The organism is Candidatus Zixiibacteriota bacterium, from assembly GCA_018820315.1.
Classification (GTDB): Bacteria; Zixibacteria; MSB-5A5; order JAABVY01; family JAHJOQ01; genus JAHJOQ01.
In genome coordinates, this window is record JAHJOQ010000088.1 from 22,620 (window position 1) to 40,737 (window position 18,118).

Here is an 18,118-nt window from a genome sequence, read left to right on the forward strand (position 1 = left end):
CACGGGTAAGAACATCTCAGGATCGAGCGCGCGAGCGCACCCATCCTATAACTCATTACAATATACTAAGATAGGCTAATCTGTCAAGGTGTAATTTGGAGCAACCAGCTAATACCGCAGCCCAGCGACACACCGTTAGAAAGGACTCCCCGGTGGCGTCGGTCACAAAATGGGGTCTCTGTTGTAGGCAGTTTAGGGTAAAAACCAAGACTTTGTTTGAAGAAGCAAAATATCCTTGCGCAAATGGTTGTTGGCTGTTTATCTTATGAGTGTATTGAAAAAGGCAGTAGCAGCCATCAGTTGCATCGTAGTCAAAGTTTTACGCACAAGACTGCGTGGTTTATGACTCACAGGATCAAGGAAGCCATGAAAGACCCTGTGTTCACTCGACAGCTTGGCGGGGCTGGCAAGACGGTTGAGGCTGACGAAACCTTCTGGGGAAACCAGAAGCGAAGAAAAGGGACTCCCGGTCGCGGGTACGCGTACAAGGAGAAGATATTCTCCTTGATCGAGCGTGTCGGCGATGAATGTTCTTTTCATGTACCTGCGGTAACTGCCGCGACTCGTGGACCGATTATGCAAGAGCAGATACGTCAAGATACCCAAGTCTTTACCGATGATTTTGGTAGTTTTAGTGGTGTTGATGATGAATTCTTGAACCATCAAGTTGTCAACCATAGACAGAAGGAATATACTCGCGGACCGATACATGCTACTACAGTGAAAAACTACGTCAGCATTCTGAAGAGTGGATTAGTTGGTGTTTATCAACATGTCGGTGCGCATCATTTGAAACGCTGTATTGGCGAATTTGATTTCGGCTTCAATAGCCGCAACGGGAGTGATGGGGAACGCGCTCAGTTGGCTTTGAAGGGGATTGATGGAAGAAGATTATTGTACAGGGACTCATAAATATGACCAAGAAAAAGAAAATCGAACCTCTTGTCCTGAAGATCGAGGGTAGTAGAATCACTACTGCCAAGTTCATGCGAATTGTCAAGAACTTCACGGCGATATTGCGCAATGTCGCAGACGAGTTGACCGAAGGGCAGGATTCCGTTACTTGGCTTATCAGTGCTGAGAAGGGGAGTCAAGTATTCAAGGCGAGTCCGGAAGCCGACGAGACGGTCGTGAGGAACCTGGAGTCGATACCCAAAACTATCTATGAGGGATTTGGATTGATTGAAAGAGGCAGAAGGCGACCAAGAGGATTTTCTGACGCTGCACTAAAGAACGCAAATGAACTGGCCTCAGTGATTGGCAATGGTGACGGAGACATTTCGAGGGTGGCGATTAGGTACGTGGGGCAAACCAAAGACCTTTCCGTAAAGACTTCGCTGCACGTAAAGGACATTCTCGGTGTGAAAAGGACAGAGGACGGGTCTGTTGAGGGACGAGTGACAGTTCTTTCGGATAAGAGGCGTTTCAAAGTATACGTTGACGATGTGCTCACTGGTCACTCTGTACGCTGCACTGCGAGGGATGTGGACGAGGACGAACTCATCGCCACGTTCAGAAAGAGAATCGCTGTAACCGGTACTGTTCACTATCGCAGAGACAACACTCCTGTGAGGATTGAAGTAGACAACATTCGTATCCTTGGAAGGGGTGACAAGCTGCCCTCCTTTGATGATGTAAAAGGGATATTCAGGCAAGGTAATTGATGATTAAACGCAGATACTGGGACGCTTGCACGTTCCTAGGATGGTTCAACAACGAGAGCGAAAAGATTGGGAAATGTTTAGGTGTGAAGAAACTCGCCGAAGATGGCGAACTGATCATCATTACATCTGCGATAACACTAACTGAAGTGGTCTGGCTAAAAGGCCATCCCAGACTCTCGAAAGAATCAGAAAACACTATCAGCGAATTTTTCGAGCAGCCATTCATTGCCGTTCGATCCGTTGATAGAACTATTGCTGAAGAAGCAAGAAAACTGATATGGAAACACAATGTGCAACCGAAAGATGCAATTCACGTTGCTACCGCCCTTCAATTGAAAGTGCCCGACTTCGATACGTTTGATGATGGATTGACAAAGCTTGATGGTAAGCTGGGGAATCCGAAACTTAGGATTGGACACCCCAATATCTCATACCAAGAATTGATTGATTTTCCAGATGAGGCGGAAGATGTCTAAGAGAGCAACGACGCGAAAAAAAGAGCATGACAACGGCGATTTTGATAAACTTATATCAGCCCCCCTCCAAATCCCCAAGGAAGACATCAAGAAGCCTAAGCCCGGGAAGAAATCGCGCAAGAGAGATAAGTCCTCATGAATCGACTCCAGAGGATTATACTGATTGTCTATGTGGTTGCGATCTTCATTTCTTGTATCTACGTGCCTTGGGATTTACTTGTGATTGACGAAGGCGCAAGTGCGCGCATCCCCGCGGGCTATGGCCTTCTTTGGGGCGAAAGAGTTGATTTTCACAGCCAGACCAATGTCGCCTTTGGTGCCCTATTTAATAATCAAATCGCGGTCTCGATTGAGCGTTGGTTAGTCCAAATCGTGGGACTCACACTTATCGCCGCGGGTTTGCTCGCCGTCTTCAGCGACAAAAAGCATCTTACTGAATGAGCATTCTGCCCCTGCAGATAGATGACAAGAGCTGAGTTTGTTGAGTATACAATCGACACAAAAAAAGCACCTTCGTTTGAAGGTGCTTTCATATCGAGATGAGATCAGGGATTAGCCCTTCTTCTCTTCTACTTTCTCTTTCACCGGCATGGCATGAACGCCCTTCGCCTTCATCTTCTCGAAGTCAAACTTCTCTTTCGAGCGGAACTCTTCCGGTACGTTCTCGTTGTGGCATTTCAAGCAAGTCTTCTCATCGGGCATCATTAGACCATTTTCCATCGCCAGCTTCATGTCTTTCATGACCTTCATAGTTTTGTAATCACTACCCGGACCGTGGCAGGCCTCGCACTGGATGCCTTCGAGCAACTCGCCTTTCGCGGTGGTGCCTGTGGTATGGCAACCAACGCACTTGGCGTCTTTCTGCTGCTCAGGCTTGAGTGCAGCAAACGCCTTCGCGTGCTTTGTCTCGAGCCATGACGGATGGACGCCATCTTTGTTGTGGCAGGAACACTTCTTATCGCCGACATACTCGTGCTTGACAACTTCCTTCTCGACCTTTTCGGCCTTCGCAGTCTTTTCGCCCTCCTGGGCTGTCGCAATCACGAAAGTCGCGGCGACGAAGAGGATCGCTGTGAGAATGAGAGTCAATTTCTTAGCCATGTTTACTCCTTATTATCTGCTGCTCTTCCCTTATTTTCATTTCCGCAAATTATACACTCTGGCAGCCGAAATGCAAACCATTTTCTTCCTGTTTGTGAAAAAAATACAAAATCTGATCTGGATCAAAGAAAGCTGCAGGAGTGATCTAACACCTCCTGCAGCATGTAGTTGTGTTTAGCCAATATCGATCGAGATCATGAACAGAGACCGTAATCTCTGTCTTAGAAGTCGATCCTGAGATCCGATCTCAACACGAAATACTGTCCACTTTCATCACCGTAGACATTGCCACCGGCATCGTCTTTAAGATCATAGTATGACGCCCCAGCTTCCCAAATCAGACCGTGTTTGAAGAGATAGGCAAATCCGAATTGACAACCCACCGGGGGCTTCGCTACCGATCAGTTTCGGTCCGGCTCGTCCTTCTTTACCGTCTCATTAGCAGGAGCTTTCCCTTTCAAGCCGGACAATTCCGTGTCGGCCGGATGGTGATGCTCATACATAGTCTGGGGCATTTTCCCATTTATCCACGCGGTGTTCATCGGATAGACAGTCGGGTTGAAGATTGTCGAGTACATGTGCCAGACCAAAATTGCAAGCATCGCGAGCCATGCCTCGTAGTAATGGATGACCAGCATGACATCCAGCACGCCCTTCGGGAATATCGCCACGATGTAGTTATCGAACCAGAGAAAGAACCCGGTGATAATCATGACGGCGGTGCCCCATACCAGCGCCCAGTACTCAGCCTTCTCCACATAATCGAAGCGACCGAACTTGGGTTTGTCCTTCTTCCATCCGAGGTTGTAGCCCACCATATGCAGAAAATCCTCGAAATCTCTCTTCACGGGAAAAATGTCTCTTAGAAACACCGTTCCTCGCTTGCCCATGAGGTAAAACAGGTGCCACAGGGTCGTGCCGACCAACACTACCGCTGCCACTCTGTGAATGACTCCCCGCACAGGGAATCCGCCTTCCCATCCAAAAAACCATTGCACCCAGAAAGCGTTGGAGAATCTCAGTGCAAATCCGGATATTACCAGCACCACGAAGGACACCATCAGGAAGTTGTGCTGCCAGACCTCATTGTAGTTCATTCGCCTGACCTGCGGCTTTCGGATTACATGCTGAATCTCTTTACGCAGATCAATCAGCCAGTGAAATACCATGGTTCCGATTATAATAAATATTGCTATGATGTATACATGTCTCACTACACCGGCCACGGGAGTCTGAGTAATTCCGGGAGTGCCATGGATAGGAGTTTGCGCCATTTCGGATGAGATACCGGGGTGGCAGTGACCACATGTCTCTTTAAGATTATCAAAATGAATGGATGATGTCGGATCAGTGTGCGGAAGAATCCTGTGAGCCCCGTGACAGGACGAACAATTGGCCACAGTCATATCCCCTGCCTTGCTCTTCAATCCATGATAGCTGTCGACGTACGTCTGCAGTCGTCTCGACGGAATGCCATACTTCTCATTGAGAGATGCTGATTCATGACATGGAGAGCAGGTCGCTTCAGCCAGCCGTGACGCACTGACCGGGGAGCGAGGATCGCTGGGTGAGATGATTCCGTGTTCGCCGTGGCAGTGCGTACACACCGGAGCATCCACCTCGCCCCGCAGCACGAGTTTACCGTGAATGCCTTCCCAGTAGTCGGCCTCAGTATTCCGATGGCACTTTCCGCAGGTCTTCGGAATATTGAAGTGACTGATTGTTGATTCAGTATCATTTGGAGCCAGAATTCGGTGCGCAGTCCCGCCGGTCGAATGGCAGTCATTGCAGGTCGCAGCGGAATAGACACCACCAAGTGACGCTTTACCGTGCACACTCGTTTGATACACCTCCACCGCATGACCGTAAAGAATCTCGTGCTTCTCGGTCAAGTCTATGTCCTCATGGCAGTGACCGCATGTCTTGGGCAGATTCTGAGGATTTGTCGAAGAAGTCTTCTCCGTTGATGGCAGGATGTCATGAGAACCGTGACAATTGGCGCATGTCGGAATATCCTGTCCATCGGGGATTCTCAATCTTCCATGCCACTGGTAAGTGGCCGCCTCATCGCCATGACATGTGCCGCAATCTACACTGGGCAATGTCTCTTCGTGGGGAAGTTCCCCGATGCTCGCGTGACAGTCGATGCATTCAAAATCCCGATGGATTGAAGACTTGAGCACCACATCAACAGTCTGTCCGCTCTCGCCGACAGACGCATCATGGCACTCAAGACAGGTCTCTTTGCCAAAATCCATAGCGTCCTGCGAATAGGCGATACCTGCGAAAACAGTGATGGAAATGAATGTTGCGGAAATTCTCGAGATGATTGTATTTCTCATAACGTCTTATCCTCGAAGTGCTTCATCATCAGATATGCATCCGAGCTTCAACAAGCAAGACAAATATGACGTTTTTTCTCCTGCATGTCAACAGGAATTGTGAAAAAGATCACATGTACAACTAGAGTGACATTGGCCACATTTAGATCGAGGCAATCAATTCGAGTACCGCAAAGCTCTAATAACCGGTATCAGGAGTGTGGCATTCTGTACATTTCACATCCCGCCACATCTCGTCTATATCTTCGGGGTGCTTGAAGTCGATGCCGGCGATGTCACTTGCGAGTTCCTCGACTTTCTCAGATGGTCCCTGAGCGATGATCAGGTGACAGGTCTCACACGAATGCGATATTGCCTTTCCCTCCGAGTTCTGCATCATGCCGTCGTGACATCGAAAACAGCCATCATTGACGAAATGGCTCAGATTGTTTTCGCGCTGGCGGTAGTCTGTGCGCATTTCAGGGAAGAAGCTGGCGTCGTAGATTGTTTTCAACATATCTGCCGCTTGCTCAATCGAAGTCTTCGCAGAATCTGCAAATGCAGGAAACTTTGACTTGTAGTATTCAAAAAGACCAGATTCAATTGCAGCGAGAGCCTCTTCCTTGGTCGAGTAGTCAGCGTTGAGAAGGCCCAGCCCCACCTGCCGGATGTAAGGAAGTCTCGTAGATATGCTTCCTGATGAAAGAGCCAGATTGATCGATTTGGCTGGGGGAAGGAAAGCATGGCTTGGCCTGTTGTGGCAGTCCATGCAGTCGAACTTCCTGATCTCAGTCGCCGGATCATTGATGTCCGGAATATCTTCTGACGGATCAGTGTAGATTACAGTTTCGCCTTCCGAAGTGACGAGTCGTACCCACGGAATATTTTCGCGTTTGGGATCGGTAGCAATATATTCGACATTGTTCGCTGAGAGCATGTGCCAGTGAATACCTCCGACTTCCCCTGTACGCGGGTTTCCACCACCGATTTTCATGAGCAACTTAGTCGTCCATGGAGAGTTCTGCTCGTCCGTTTTGTAGTATGTATGCGTGATCATTTTCTCGCCATAGAACTGACGTGGCCAATGGCATCCCTCGCAGGTCTCTTGAGCCGGGCGAAGACTATGTACGGGTGTTTCAATTGGGCGAGAGAATGTATTAAGAGCGGTAGCAAACAACTGCCGTATGCCGTCAAACTTGTATTTTACCCGGAATGACGCTCCCGGACCTATGTGACACTTTGCGCATGCAACTCGCGCATGAGCCGAATTGTGATAGGTCACGTTCTGTGGGCCCATGACTTCATGACACGTTTCCCCACAAAACTCAGTCGACTCGGTGGCGTCGTACGCCCTTGTGCCACCGTAAGCCGAGGCTATTATGAGAATTGCTGTTAACAGGAGAAACCGTCGGAGATTTCTGACATATGCCGGATCATATGGATCTATTGCAAGATTGAATTTGACTTTCTCGCCTCTTCGTCGCGCCGCTCTAACCTGAAGCCAGACAGAAATTAAGAAGAGCAGAACACCGACAACGCCTATAGATGGCACGATTATGAAGGTCAGAAGAGGAAGGTAGGGATTGTCTTCACTGCTGCCGACGTCAATAAGAAACAGCATCACAAACAGGAAGCCCGAGACAAGAATCAATGAGCCACCGATCGCGGCGAGTGGGTGTCTGAACAGTGTCCGTCTTCGTATCATCACTTCAGCCATTAGCTCGCTCCTATAGCAAAAAAATGAAATGCCTCACAAGAATACAAGATCAGTCCGATTACTGCAAGCGGAAAACACGCCAATTGTCTCACCTAAGAACGACATGTAACAAGTTTGCCGGAAGTTATCAGCATTAACAGGAGCACGGCTACAATAATCCCGGTAAACCGTTATAAATTAGAGACATAACACATGAATACGATTGACACCAGAATCCATTGCCCTTAACAAGCAACCTGGCCGTGGATTCTCTAATTGAGGTCCTTAATGTACGATAAAATCAGTCTTTATTGTGAAAAGTATCACATTTTCATTGACTAATACAGGAGATCATCTATTTTGTATCCCAATGTCGGCCGACCTGCTTTGCGACGCGAAATGAACCCTTGGAGCTTGTGTTGTGTCTGGAGATTTGATATGAGCACCTGTCTGAAATGGCTTCTGGCGGCGGTACTTGTTACGACCTTTGGATTTGCACCGGTGTTCGCGCAGTCTATCGAAGACTGCATAATGTGCCATGAAGACGAGGAACTGACTAAGGAACGGAACGGCAAGGAGGTTTCACTATTCATAGACCTCAGTGTATACGAGAAGACGGTTCATGGCGGGTTCGACTGCGTTGATTGTCACCAGGATCTATCAGGCGCAGATTTCCCTCATGACGAGGTGCTGGAACTTGTCGACTGCTCGATGTGCCACGATGACATTGCATCCATTTATGACGGAAGCCTGCACGGAAAGAAAGTAAGAGAGGGGGAGCCGCTTGCCCCTCATTGCTGGGATTGTCATGGCGCCCACGACATTTTTCCACCCAGTTCGCCAATTTCGAGAGTTACCAAATTCAACATTCCATATATGTGTGGATCGTGCCACAAAGAGGGCACTGCTGTCACCCAGAAATACGATATTCCTAAAGACAGCATCCTCACGCACTACTCTGAGAGTATTCATGGAGTTGGCCTCTACCAGATGGGGCTGACGGTTACGGCGGTCTGTAGCGATTGTCATACGGCTCACAATGTCCTTCCACACACCGATCCAAGATCGTCTATTTACAGAGAAAATGTTCCGAAGACGTGCGAGAAATGCCACGGGCAGATTGAGGAAGTTCACCGAAAGGTCATCCGTGGAGAAGTATGGAGAAAAGAGCCGGACAAAGTCCCGATCTGCGTCGACTGCCACTCTCCGCATGAAATCCGGCAAGTCTTCTACGATGAGGGAATCTCGAACAAAGACTGCTTGAATTGCCATCAGAAGAAGGATCTCGTGATGGTATCCGACGGGGACACAGTCTCACTCTATGTAGAGTCTGAAGAGCTTTACGGCTCTATGCACAGAGGTGTAACATGTGCACAGTGTCATACCGGAGCGAGTCTTGAACATGACCGTCCCTGTGAAACAGTTGCTGATAAAGTGGACTGCTCCATTTGTCACGCCGAAGTTGAGGCGATGTACTTCAGCGGCATTCATGGATCGCTTGCGGAGCGAGGGGACAAGAAGGCGCCCGACTGCACCGACTGTCACGGTGTTCACGGCGTACTCGGAAAGACAGACGACAAATCCCCGACTTTCCCGATAAACGTGCCGCAGCTCTGCGGGAATTGTCACCGTGAAGGCATGCAGGCTTCCGAGCGATATGCCAACGGCGAGCGGGATGTTGTGGAAGAATACTCCATGGGAATCCATGGCAAGGGGCTGCTCGAGAGTGGCCTGGTGGTGACAGCAATGTGCACCGACTGCCACACTGCACACATGGAGCTTCCGCCATCTGATCCGAGATCGACGGTTAATAGGGATAACATCGCCGCGACCTGCGCAACGTGCCACAATGGCATTTATGAGCAGTTCTCGAAGAGTATTCACTCACCACTGGTCACTCACACGGAGGAACGTCTGCCCGTCTGCAACGATTGTCATCAGTCGCACACTATCATCCGCGCTGATCAGGTCGGATTCAGACTCAAAATAATGAATCAGTGTGGGAAGTGCCACGCGGATGTAACGGAAACATATTTCGAGACATTCCACGGCAAGGTTTCGAAGCTCGGCTATGCTGCGGCAGCCAAGTGCTATGACTGTCACGGTGCGCACAACATCCTGCCACCGGTGAATACCCATTCGACGTTGTCACGACAAAACATCGTGGCAACATGTGCGAAGTGTCATCCCGGATCGCACAGGCAGTTCGCGGGGTATCTTACACATGCGACTCATCACGATCGCGCCAAGTATCCGATTCTATTCTATACATTCTGGTTCATGACCTCTCTCCTGCTCGGGACTCTCATTATCGCCGGCACGCACACTCTCCTCTGGATGCCGAAGTCATTCCAGATGATGAGGGAGCATAAGGCTCTGCGCAGTAAATATCACGGCCACCTTGAATACAGACGGTTCAAACCGCTACATAGTGGGCTCCATTTCCTGGTCGTTATCAGTTTCCTGGGACTCGCAGTGACCGGCATGACCCTGAAATTCTCATATCTTGGATGGGCGCGATGGCTCTCTGGGATGCTCGGTGGCTTTGAATCAGCGGGCTATATTCACAGGATGTGTGCTATTATCACGTTCTTCTACTTCATAGCTCACATTGTCGATCGAATAGTGACCAAGGTATCATCGAAGAAGAGCTGGAAAGATGTCCTCACAGGATCAAACTCGATGCTGCCTAACAAGAATGACTGGCGCGAGTTCAAGGCCACTATCAAGTGGTTCTTCGGCGCGGGACCCCGTCCCAATTACGGCCGCTGGACCTATTGGGAAAAATTCGACTATTTCGCAGTCTTCTGGGGAGTCGCAATAATCGGATCGACAGGGCTTGTACTCTGGTTCCCGGAGTTTTTCACACTGTTCCTGCCGGGATGGATCATCAATGTTGCGACAATCATCCACTCAGACGAGGCCCTGCTCGCGGTGGCATTCATATTCACCGTGCATTTCTTCAACACTCATTTCCGCCCCGACAAATTCCCGATGGATACGGTCATATTCACCGGCCGAGTACCGCTTGAAGAACTCAAGCAGGATCGTCCCGGCGAATACCGCGAACTTGTCGAATCGCGTCAGATCAAAAAGCACCTTGTAGAACCGCTGCCGCCCGTGCTGGTGAAATTCATCAGAGTATTCGGATCCGTAGCGCTATTCATCGGACTGTCGCTAATCATTTTGATTATCTACGCAGAGATATTTGGATACAGATAGAGACGGGTAGGGTGGAACGCGTTCCACCGATTCATCCACGGGTAGGATGGTGGAACATGTTCCACCCTACTTGGCTATTTCGATAGGATTTTGTTTGTTGAGGATGGACACTAATTTACTACAGCTTGGATATTGGAATTTTGTCTCTTTGGAATTGACTCCAGAGTTGGATACTGTATCTTATCCTCAAAACACAGCAGGCGGATTTTTCATCGGGATTACACTTCAGAAGGAAGGCGTGGTGCCGGTGATTTATGATCTTTGCTTCTGAAGGAAAGAAACTCGGCCTAAAAGGAGAGTGATAATGTGCAGAGCTCTGATTTCCCTAATAATACTGCTGTTTATGTGTCCGAACGGCTTTTCACAGATTGAACCTGCAGAGCACGAACTCGACAACTACGTCCGTTCCAAACCCTCAGCGGATCTACATTTGTCCATTAATGATCTAAATATTACGACAATCGTAGCGAAAAGTAACGAGAATTTCTGTGGAGCCCTAATGAATCCATATCCCGTGCCTAATGAGCACGCTCTGAGATCGGCTTTGTCGAGTCTACAGCCATTGCGTTCTGAACAGGAGCGTCTAATCCGCTTGACACAGAAACTCATGAAAGATAGTCTCAAGATTTCTGATCCTCCCTGCAATGCCACTATTCTCCTACTAAAATCTCGTGCAATGAACATCTTTGTTTTGCAGGAGTATTTGAAGGGCAAGCTGGCGCAGAAGGAAATAGATGACACTGGGAAAGCGATATGGGACAGCTTAAGGCCGACAGTCGATCTTGTCGATGCTGACACTAAGTTAAGCTTATTTGGAAGTCTTGCAGATCTGACGATTGCAGGAGTGGCCTACAGTTACGGGAATGCGCGCTCTGCAACTGCTGTCTTGAGATCAGGATTGGTAATTGAGCAATTCTATTGGCAGGCCTTTCCCCAATACTATGGCACAGAATCGGACTACATTAGAACTGAAGTAGTTATTTCCGGCTTTGTGACGCTCCTCGAAAAAGAGGAGATTAGTGGAGTGGATATCATTTCTGAGCAGATTGACCAGTATACAGAAATTGTGCGCAAACTCATGAGTCGGTAGCGTATATCAAGCCCTTTTCGGAAACTGTCTGCCAACTGTACACTTTGGGGTGGATAATAAGCGTAAATCGCTTCATCCATATCCTTTTTACCATTTCAGCTTGATCATTGCTCACAGACCATCTGAGCGCCACAGCAGACTATTCTTCAAGCAATTACTGCCCCATCGATAGATTGACCAAATTGGTGTGGGAGTTTTATTGTGAGGCGAGGGATATAAGAGATAAGAAGATTCATCCCGCAACCTTTCCGATTTCTCTGGCCTGCAAAGTGGTGATCTACTTTAATATCTGTGTCATATTCAGTTCAAATTCCGCCAGCTGGCTATACACATCGAATTTCAATTCGAGTGTGACCATTACATAATTATGATAAGTCCCTTCAGGCCTAAAGGCCAACTCAACAATCCTTTTGACCCTTTTCAGGACAAATGCGAGATTACTGCATGCCTCACATGACTTGCCATTACAACTTTGCTGAATGACGGCCAAGAGAGATCCTACCTCCTCTATCGGCTCGGCCAGATCATTTCTCTCCATAAGATTATCGGCTAAAGCCCAAACAGAGGAGCCAGCATGAGTGGAAGAATCCAGACCAGCATCAATCTCAGCTTGCCATACAGCAGTCATTGTTTCGCATACAGCTGATCCCAAAGTCTCGACCATATAGAGCTGCGTCACTGCCATCAACAGTGAGATATATTCGATCGTTCTTTTATGTTTTTCGAGATCAATTGAATAGGTGATAATTGTGTCTTGGACAGGGCCGTCCGGATATCGTTGTAATAGTGTGTCACAGAGTGCTTCTGCAGCGTAAATGGCTTCAAGTTTGGAAATCTGGTCCTGAAATATCTCTGAAATCTCTCGACTATCTTCGGAACTGCTAACTTCGCTGCCTTCAAATATAAGCAAAACTTGCTCTGCAAAGCGACGGAAATCATAGTTGTCAGCTGTAGTGGCAGATGGGGAAAACACTTCTGCTCTAAGATCGACTCTGTCGCTGTTGATAAACATAATGCACTCAAATGCCCACAGAACGATCATTAGCCACATAGATCTTTTCATTATCATTTCCTTCCTTTAGATGATACGTGTACGAAATTTCAGATTAATCCATTGATTTCTGTCTGTCAGTACAATCGCCCTGACTTCGTGATTGATAATACTCCTGCTAATCCACATCACGATAGTCCACGCCACAAGGTATTTGCTGATCGATTCTAATAGCCCTCACTCCCCAAGATTGAATCGTAATAGACTTCAAATTGTGCGAGTTCTTCATCTGCCCTTCTATCGAAATATTGCCAGTCGTTAAAAGGTATATTGATCCCTTTGGAGATCTGCCCAAGTATGAAGCTGTACCTTCCAAATGCGTTGTCTATGTGTATCAAGGCATCCCATGCCGCGTTACCACTGCAGTTCTGACGGAGAAGCAGTATGTACTCCTCTATTAGCTTCTCTCTCGCAATTACCTTTGGATTTATCTTATGATCCTTTGAGTTCAGGCATGCATCCTGTACCTCTAATCTATATTCGATCATCTCACGGTAGTAGAGATCCCTTAACGCTATATGCTCTGCCCATCGCTGCTCCTGTTCTAAAATGTTCGCATAGGATTCGATTGAATCAATGAGCGGAAAAAGGAACTCGCCCATTAAGATTGAGTCTTTGTACAACTCCGCAGCCCTAATAGCATCAAATCGCGCGATACTCATTTGCAGTGGATATCCCATAGCGCCTGTGCCCCTGTAATCCTGAACTTGCCCGATAAGATCAATATAGCGGATAAATCGTTTGTCTCGGTTATTCTCTTCATTGAGCAGACTGATCTCAATTCGCCACTGGGCAATGTTTGGGGAATTCGAATCTAGCAAGATAAGTGAATCATACTTCGAAGTAATCACATTCCTGATCTGCATCCGTCCATTGATGGAGAGGCAAGAGTCTGAATGTAGCTGCTCACTCAGAATCTCTATTGCTGTGATCATTCGATCTGATTCGGTCTGCGAGCAGGAAAGGCAAGCTGCGCAGAGTAGAGTAAGAATCAGTGCGCCTAAAGGCGCATTCAAGCTTTTCGCGACCGTGTCTAGTAGTATTAACCGCACCTGTGAATAATCCCCTTTCATATTCAGTATAGGCAACTCGGCATAACTAGTCAACACAAACCTAAACAAGACGTTTCGTGGTCAACCTGCCCCAACTGACTTATGATTATCTGTGGCGAATCCGCAAAAGCACTGCCCCCAATTCCTGATGTGAGAGTGAGCCAGCTCATTTGAGCTTGTGTGTCCAAAATGTGACTACGGACCGTCCAGATGCATATAAAGTACTCCAAATGGGTTTGCGCGAATTCACCCTATATATCAAGGCTTGCAGAGGGATGCGGTTATTGACAGAGACTTACAAAAATGTTCAAAATGGATTTTGAGTCCAGTGCGTCTACCAATTTCACCACTCCGGCATGTGAGCGTTCGAGACGCGAAGTCAAGTTTATTATGATTTTGCTGTGAAGTCAAGCGGAAAGGGGAAATGCTGTGGGAGCCTCGACAAACCTCATCTGATTGGTTTCAGATGGAATTGCGCATTGCGATGAAATCGTCTATGGTATGAAAATGCCCATCCTAAGGCAAATCACTTGTTGACAAAGTTGTTTTATTGCTTATACTTAAAAGAATAACGGATTTTACCCGCCATTAATGTGGATTGAATAGGTTTATGTTTATTCGTGCGCATCCGAACAGAACTCTTCTTAGTGAAGTCGGATGCCGCAGCGAGGTCGGTGTTCGACCCTCGCAACTCGAAAGGCACATAGAATATGAGAACGACAGCATCGAAGATTAGTAATGACAACATGTCAGCCGCAACCCTGCGACTCTGTCTGGCTTGCCTGGCAATTGTCCTTGCGCTCGGAATCTCTGACGTTAACGCAGGGCAAATGCAGTACACCTCCGAATTCTCACAATCTGATTTTCAACTCGACGAAGCTAATGGCTTCGATATCGTCCGTATGCGTCAGTGTGACTATCTCACCAATCTGGGGCAGCCGTGGCTTCCGTGCAAGGTATTAAGAATTGCCCTGCCGCAAGGATTGAATGTGCAATCACTCCGCGTAGTATCTTCGGATGAAGTGGTCTTGCCGGGGACATATTCCATCTTCCCCGCTCAGCCTCCACTGAGAATAAGCGAATCGACGGATGATGCAGTCTTCATCGAACCGGATGTTTCAGTCTATGCATCGAGTGACCGCTATCCCTCTGAGATGGCTCGATTCGTATCACAATCTGACGTTGCTGGGCAGGCATTCGCGACAGTAAAAATTTGCCCGTTGCAATATGTTCCTTCAGAGAAGAAACTGATCCTGCAGACTTCGGTTACATTCATACTCGAAGGAACCGATGATTACGTCTGCGGCGATTATCTCTCCCCTGCAGCTTCTCAGAAGAGCAGACTCGTTTACGAGAGACTGCTTAGCGAGATCGCATCCAATCCCGAGGACGCTAATCCAATCGTTGCGACTCCCGACAAGATGTCGACAACTATGCTCCCAACAGGACCGTTTGACCACGTGATCATAGCGAATTCGACCGATGCACCCTATTACTCCGATCTGGTCGACTGGCACAACAAGAAGGGTGTGAGAGATACGGTTGTCACTACGACATATATATACGGCACCTACAGCGGTAGCAATAATCAGGAGAAGATTCGCAATTTCGTTATCGATGCCCATGACAACTGGGGCACGATCTACTTCCTGATTGGTGGAGAGCATGGGGATGTGCCATTCAAATCGAAGATTTACGAGGGCGAGACTATCCCAAGTGATCATTATTACGCGGACTATGACGACGACTGGGATGTCGAGGTCTTCGTCGGGCGAGTGACTGCAGATGATCCGACGCAGATACAGCGATTCATCGACAAAGTCCTGAAATACGAAATCGATCCGGAGTTATCGAACTACATTCTTGATGCCACTATTCTCGGAATGGACCTTACAATCGCAACTGACCCGCCATACTACACATTGACTGCAGGTGAGGAACTTAAAGAACTGATCGACACCGCATATATTCCCTCGAACTTCGATGTAATCAAGATATATGACAGCCAGTCCAGCAATCATCTCTCTGATTTGATAAGCGCGATGAATGACGGGCAGAATCTCTTCAATCATTGCGATCACAGCAACTACAGCGTAATGGGCACGGGTGACCGGAATCACGGCCAGTATATCAGCAGCAACAATGTAGATGCATTCACGAATACAGGCAGAATGAGTGTAATCTTCTCGATAGGCTGTCATGCAAATGAAATGGATTATAATGACTGCATAGCCGAACACTTTGTAATCTACAACGACCTGAAGGGTGGCGTCGCCTTTACCGGCAACACGCGCAGCGGCTGGTTCTATGTCGGCGATCCGCTTTCGCTGTCGTCGGCGATGGACATATACTGGTGGGAAGCGCTTTTCAGCGGGAGCATGTACCGATTGGGCGATGCAATGGCGTATGCGAAGAACAGTTGCCCCGGCTCCGGTATCTGGCAGTATTGTCAATACACGCTCAGCCTTCTCGGAGAACCGGAAATGCCGGTTTGGACAGATTCTCCGGACAGCTTCACTGTCTCGTATCCACCACTCCTGCCGACAGGATCATCGCAGTTTGCAGTGCATGTCGATGAATTCGGCGGCGGAGTGGTCGAAGCCGCTTATGTCTGCTTGTGGATCGATGGCGAAGTCTTCGAGACCGGCTACACGAACAGCTTAGGAAATGTGACTCTCATACCCGCACCGGAGTCGCTCGGTGAGATGCATGTCACCGTCACGAAACACAATTTCTTGCCGTATCAGAACACTGCCGAGGTCACCGATGTCAATCTTCCTCCGCTGTGTCAATGCCCCGGTGATACGAGCATATTCCTCTGCGACCTTGCAGAGGTCTGCTTCCCGGTTGGCTGCTATGATCCGAACGGTAATCTCCAGTCGGGTCCGACACTGCTTTCCGGTCCCGGCGAAATCGCCAACGGTGAATGGTGCTATATGCCATCGGGCAGCGAGACGGTCGCACTGACTATCGAGTGTATCGATTCGGAAGGTCTGGAGTGTCAGAGCACATTCGATGTCATGATCCGCGTTAATGTTGCGCCGACCTGCATTCCGCCAGCCGACACGACCTACGTCCAATGTGTTCCGGCTATGGTTTCACGAATGGTGTCGGTGTTCGATCCCGACGGCAATATAGTCGGGTGCGAAGTCATATCAGGACCGGGAGCCATGGTTCATGGCGCGTGGAAATATACACCTCCGATGGGTGTGGACACTGCCGATGTAACGGTGAGATGCACTGATGAATGCGGTGAATTCTGCGAGACGAGTTTTCAGGTCATTTTCGATATCAACTATGCGCCCGTCTGCGTGCAACCGACAGATACAACAGTCGTGCACTGCGGTGCACCGTCGGCAATAAGTTTGCCAGTCGTATCGTTCGATCCCGATGGTGGCACTCCTGATTGCGAGATCACTGTCGGACCGGGCTCGATAGTCGATGGATACTGGCAGTATACTCCATCGATGAGTGAGATTGTTTACGTGACTATTGCGTGCACCGATGATTGCGGAGCTTTCTGCGAGAATACATTTACGGTAGGTTTCGATCTTAATGATCCTCCGGTCTGCTCGGATGAGAGAGATACCACCGTACTCGCCTGCTCGGAAGATCAGATGGATATTCAGCTGGCAACTGTAGATCCGAACGACAACATAGTCGATTGGGAGATTCTTGAGGGTCCCGGATCCGTTGCCGATGGATATTGGCAATATGCCCCGTCGATCGGCGATACGGTGGATGTAACGGTGCGCTGCACCGATGACTGCGGTGAATATTGTGATGAAAGTTTCCGAGCCATTTTTGAATTCAACTCGCCGCCGGTCTGCGGATCGAGAGGCGATACAACAGTCTCGATGGTGTCCCTTGAGACGATATTCGTTCCGGTGTCGGCGACGGATCCAGACGGCAACCTTGCCGGTTGCTCTGTGACCGAAGGTCCGGGTGAGGTTGTAGATGGCAACTGGCAATACACTCCGACCGGCCCGGACACTCTTGACATAACCGTCACATTCGTTGATGAATGCGCTGCGACCTGCGATCTCCAATTCACTGTCACGGTTCTCATGTTTGACTGCGGCGATGTCACCAGCGATGGTGCAACAGACATTGATGATGTCGTCTACCTGATTGCGTATATCTTCACAGGTGGCCCCGCCCCCGACCCTGTGGAGGCAGGAGATGTTGACTGTTCCGGCGCTGTAGATATAGATGACGCGGTTTACCTGATAGCTTTCATCTTTTCGGGTGGTCCTGCGCCGTGTGAGGGCTGCCAGTAGCAGGGTAGTAGGGCAGGATTCCCCGAAGCCTGCCAGAAGCTGTAGGTCAAAGCCCTGCGCTTTTGACAATCATGCGCAGCATGAAATGGGACGTCAAAACAACGCCACACGTTCCGCGTGGGGACATGGCGGGCTTGGGTCAATCCTGCCCTGCGGTCCGGTCGA

At 48.7% G+C, this 18,118-nt stretch carries 14 protein-coding genes; 8 read left to right on the forward strand and 6 right to left on the reverse strand.

Annotation, left to right across the window (positions count from 1 at the left end):
• Positions 1-216: 216 nt before the first annotated feature.
• From KKH67_08405 to KKH67_08425, 5 genes are read left to right on the forward strand one after another with little or no spacing between them, the layout of a single operon-like run.
• Positions 217-912: an IS1595 family transposase gene (locus KKH67_08405; GenBank protein ID MBU1319205.1), complete on the forward strand. Its 696-nt coding sequence runs from the start codon at positions 217-219 to the stop codon at positions 910-912.
• Positions 913-914: 2 nt separating this feature from the next.
• The gene (locus KKH67_08410) at positions 915-1,664 is read left to right on the forward strand and encodes a hypothetical protein (protein MBU1319206.1); all 750 of its coding nucleotides are present in this window, start codon (positions 915-917) and stop codon (positions 1,662-1,664) included.
• A complete protein-coding gene (locus KKH67_08415) occupies positions 1,664-2,140 on the forward strand; it encodes a PIN domain-containing protein (protein ID MBU1319207.1) in 477 nt (158 codons plus the stop codon). Before KKH67_08410 ends, KKH67_08415 begins: the two co-directional genes overlap by 1 nt.
• Complete coding sequence (locus KKH67_08420) at positions 2,133-2,279, forward strand: hypothetical protein (GenBank protein MBU1319208.1); 147 nt, start codon at positions 2,133-2,135, stop codon at positions 2,277-2,279. The genes KKH67_08415 and KKH67_08420 overlap by 8 nt, the downstream gene beginning before the upstream one ends.
• Positions 2,276-2,581: a hypothetical protein gene (locus KKH67_08425; GenBank protein ID MBU1319209.1), complete on the forward strand. Its 306-nt coding sequence runs from the start codon at positions 2,276-2,278 to the stop codon at positions 2,579-2,581. Before KKH67_08420 ends, KKH67_08425 begins: the two co-directional genes overlap by 4 nt.
• Positions 2,582-2,692: 111 nt before the next feature.
• Here KKH67_08425 and KKH67_08430 read toward each other — a convergent pair whose 3' ends face one another.
• From KKH67_08430 to KKH67_08445, 4 genes are all read right to left on the reverse strand, one after another.
• Positions 2,693-3,241 carry a cytochrome c family protein gene (locus tag KKH67_08430; GenBank protein ID MBU1319210.1) on the reverse strand — a complete coding sequence of 183 codons (549 nt, stop codon included), beginning with the start codon at positions 3,239-3,241 and terminating at the stop codon, positions 2,693-2,695.
• Positions 3,242-3,462: 221 nt separating this feature from the next.
• Positions 3,463-3,624 carry a hypothetical protein gene (locus KKH67_08435; protein ID MBU1319211.1) on the reverse strand — a complete coding sequence of 54 codons (162 nt, stop codon included), beginning with the start codon at positions 3,622-3,624 and terminating at the stop codon, positions 3,463-3,465.
• Between the two features lie 18 nt (positions 3,625-3,642).
• Positions 3,643-5,583, reverse strand: coding sequence for a cytochrome b/b6 domain-containing protein (locus KKH67_08440; GenBank protein ID MBU1319212.1), 1,941 nt, complete (start codon positions 5,581-5,583; stop codon positions 3,643-3,645).
• 178 nt (positions 5,584-5,761) lie between these two features.
• The gene (locus tag KKH67_08445) at positions 5,762-7,279 is read right to left on the reverse strand and encodes a NapC/NirT family cytochrome c (protein MBU1319213.1); all 1,518 of its coding nucleotides are present in this window, start codon (positions 7,277-7,279) and stop codon (positions 5,762-5,764) included.
• 417 nt (positions 7,280-7,696) lie between these two features.
• Here KKH67_08445 and KKH67_08450 point away from each other — a divergent pair, with 417 nt between their 5' ends.
• Both KKH67_08450 and KKH67_08455 read left to right on the forward strand, forming a co-directional pair.
• Complete coding sequence (locus tag KKH67_08450) at positions 7,697-10,480, forward strand: cytochrome c3 family protein (GenBank protein MBU1319214.1); 2,784 nt, start codon at positions 7,697-7,699, stop codon at positions 10,478-10,480.
• 592 nt (positions 10,481-11,072) lie between these two features.
• Positions 11,073-11,570 (forward strand): hypothetical protein, encoded by a 498-nt coding sequence (locus KKH67_08455; protein ID MBU1319215.1) that lies wholly within the window; start codon positions 11,073-11,075, stop codon positions 11,568-11,570.
• Between the two features lie 277 nt (positions 11,571-11,847).
• Here KKH67_08455 and KKH67_08460 read toward each other — a convergent pair whose 3' ends face one another.
• Positions 11,848-12,633 (reverse strand): hypothetical protein, encoded by a 786-nt coding sequence (locus KKH67_08460; protein MBU1319216.1) that lies wholly within the window; start codon positions 12,631-12,633, stop codon positions 11,848-11,850.
• Between the two features lie 155 nt (positions 12,634-12,788).
• The gene (locus KKH67_08465; GenBank protein ID MBU1319217.1) at positions 12,789-13,472 is read right to left on the reverse strand and encodes a hypothetical protein; all 684 of its coding nucleotides are present in this window, start codon (positions 13,470-13,472) and stop codon (positions 12,789-12,791) included.
• A 911-nt stretch (positions 13,473-14,383) separates the two neighbouring features.
• Here KKH67_08465 and KKH67_08470 point away from each other — a divergent pair.
• Positions 14,384-17,953 (forward strand): hypothetical protein, encoded by a 3,570-nt coding sequence (locus KKH67_08470; protein MBU1319218.1) that lies wholly within the window; start codon positions 14,384-14,386, stop codon positions 17,951-17,953.
• Positions 17,954-18,118: the final 165 nt, after the last annotated feature.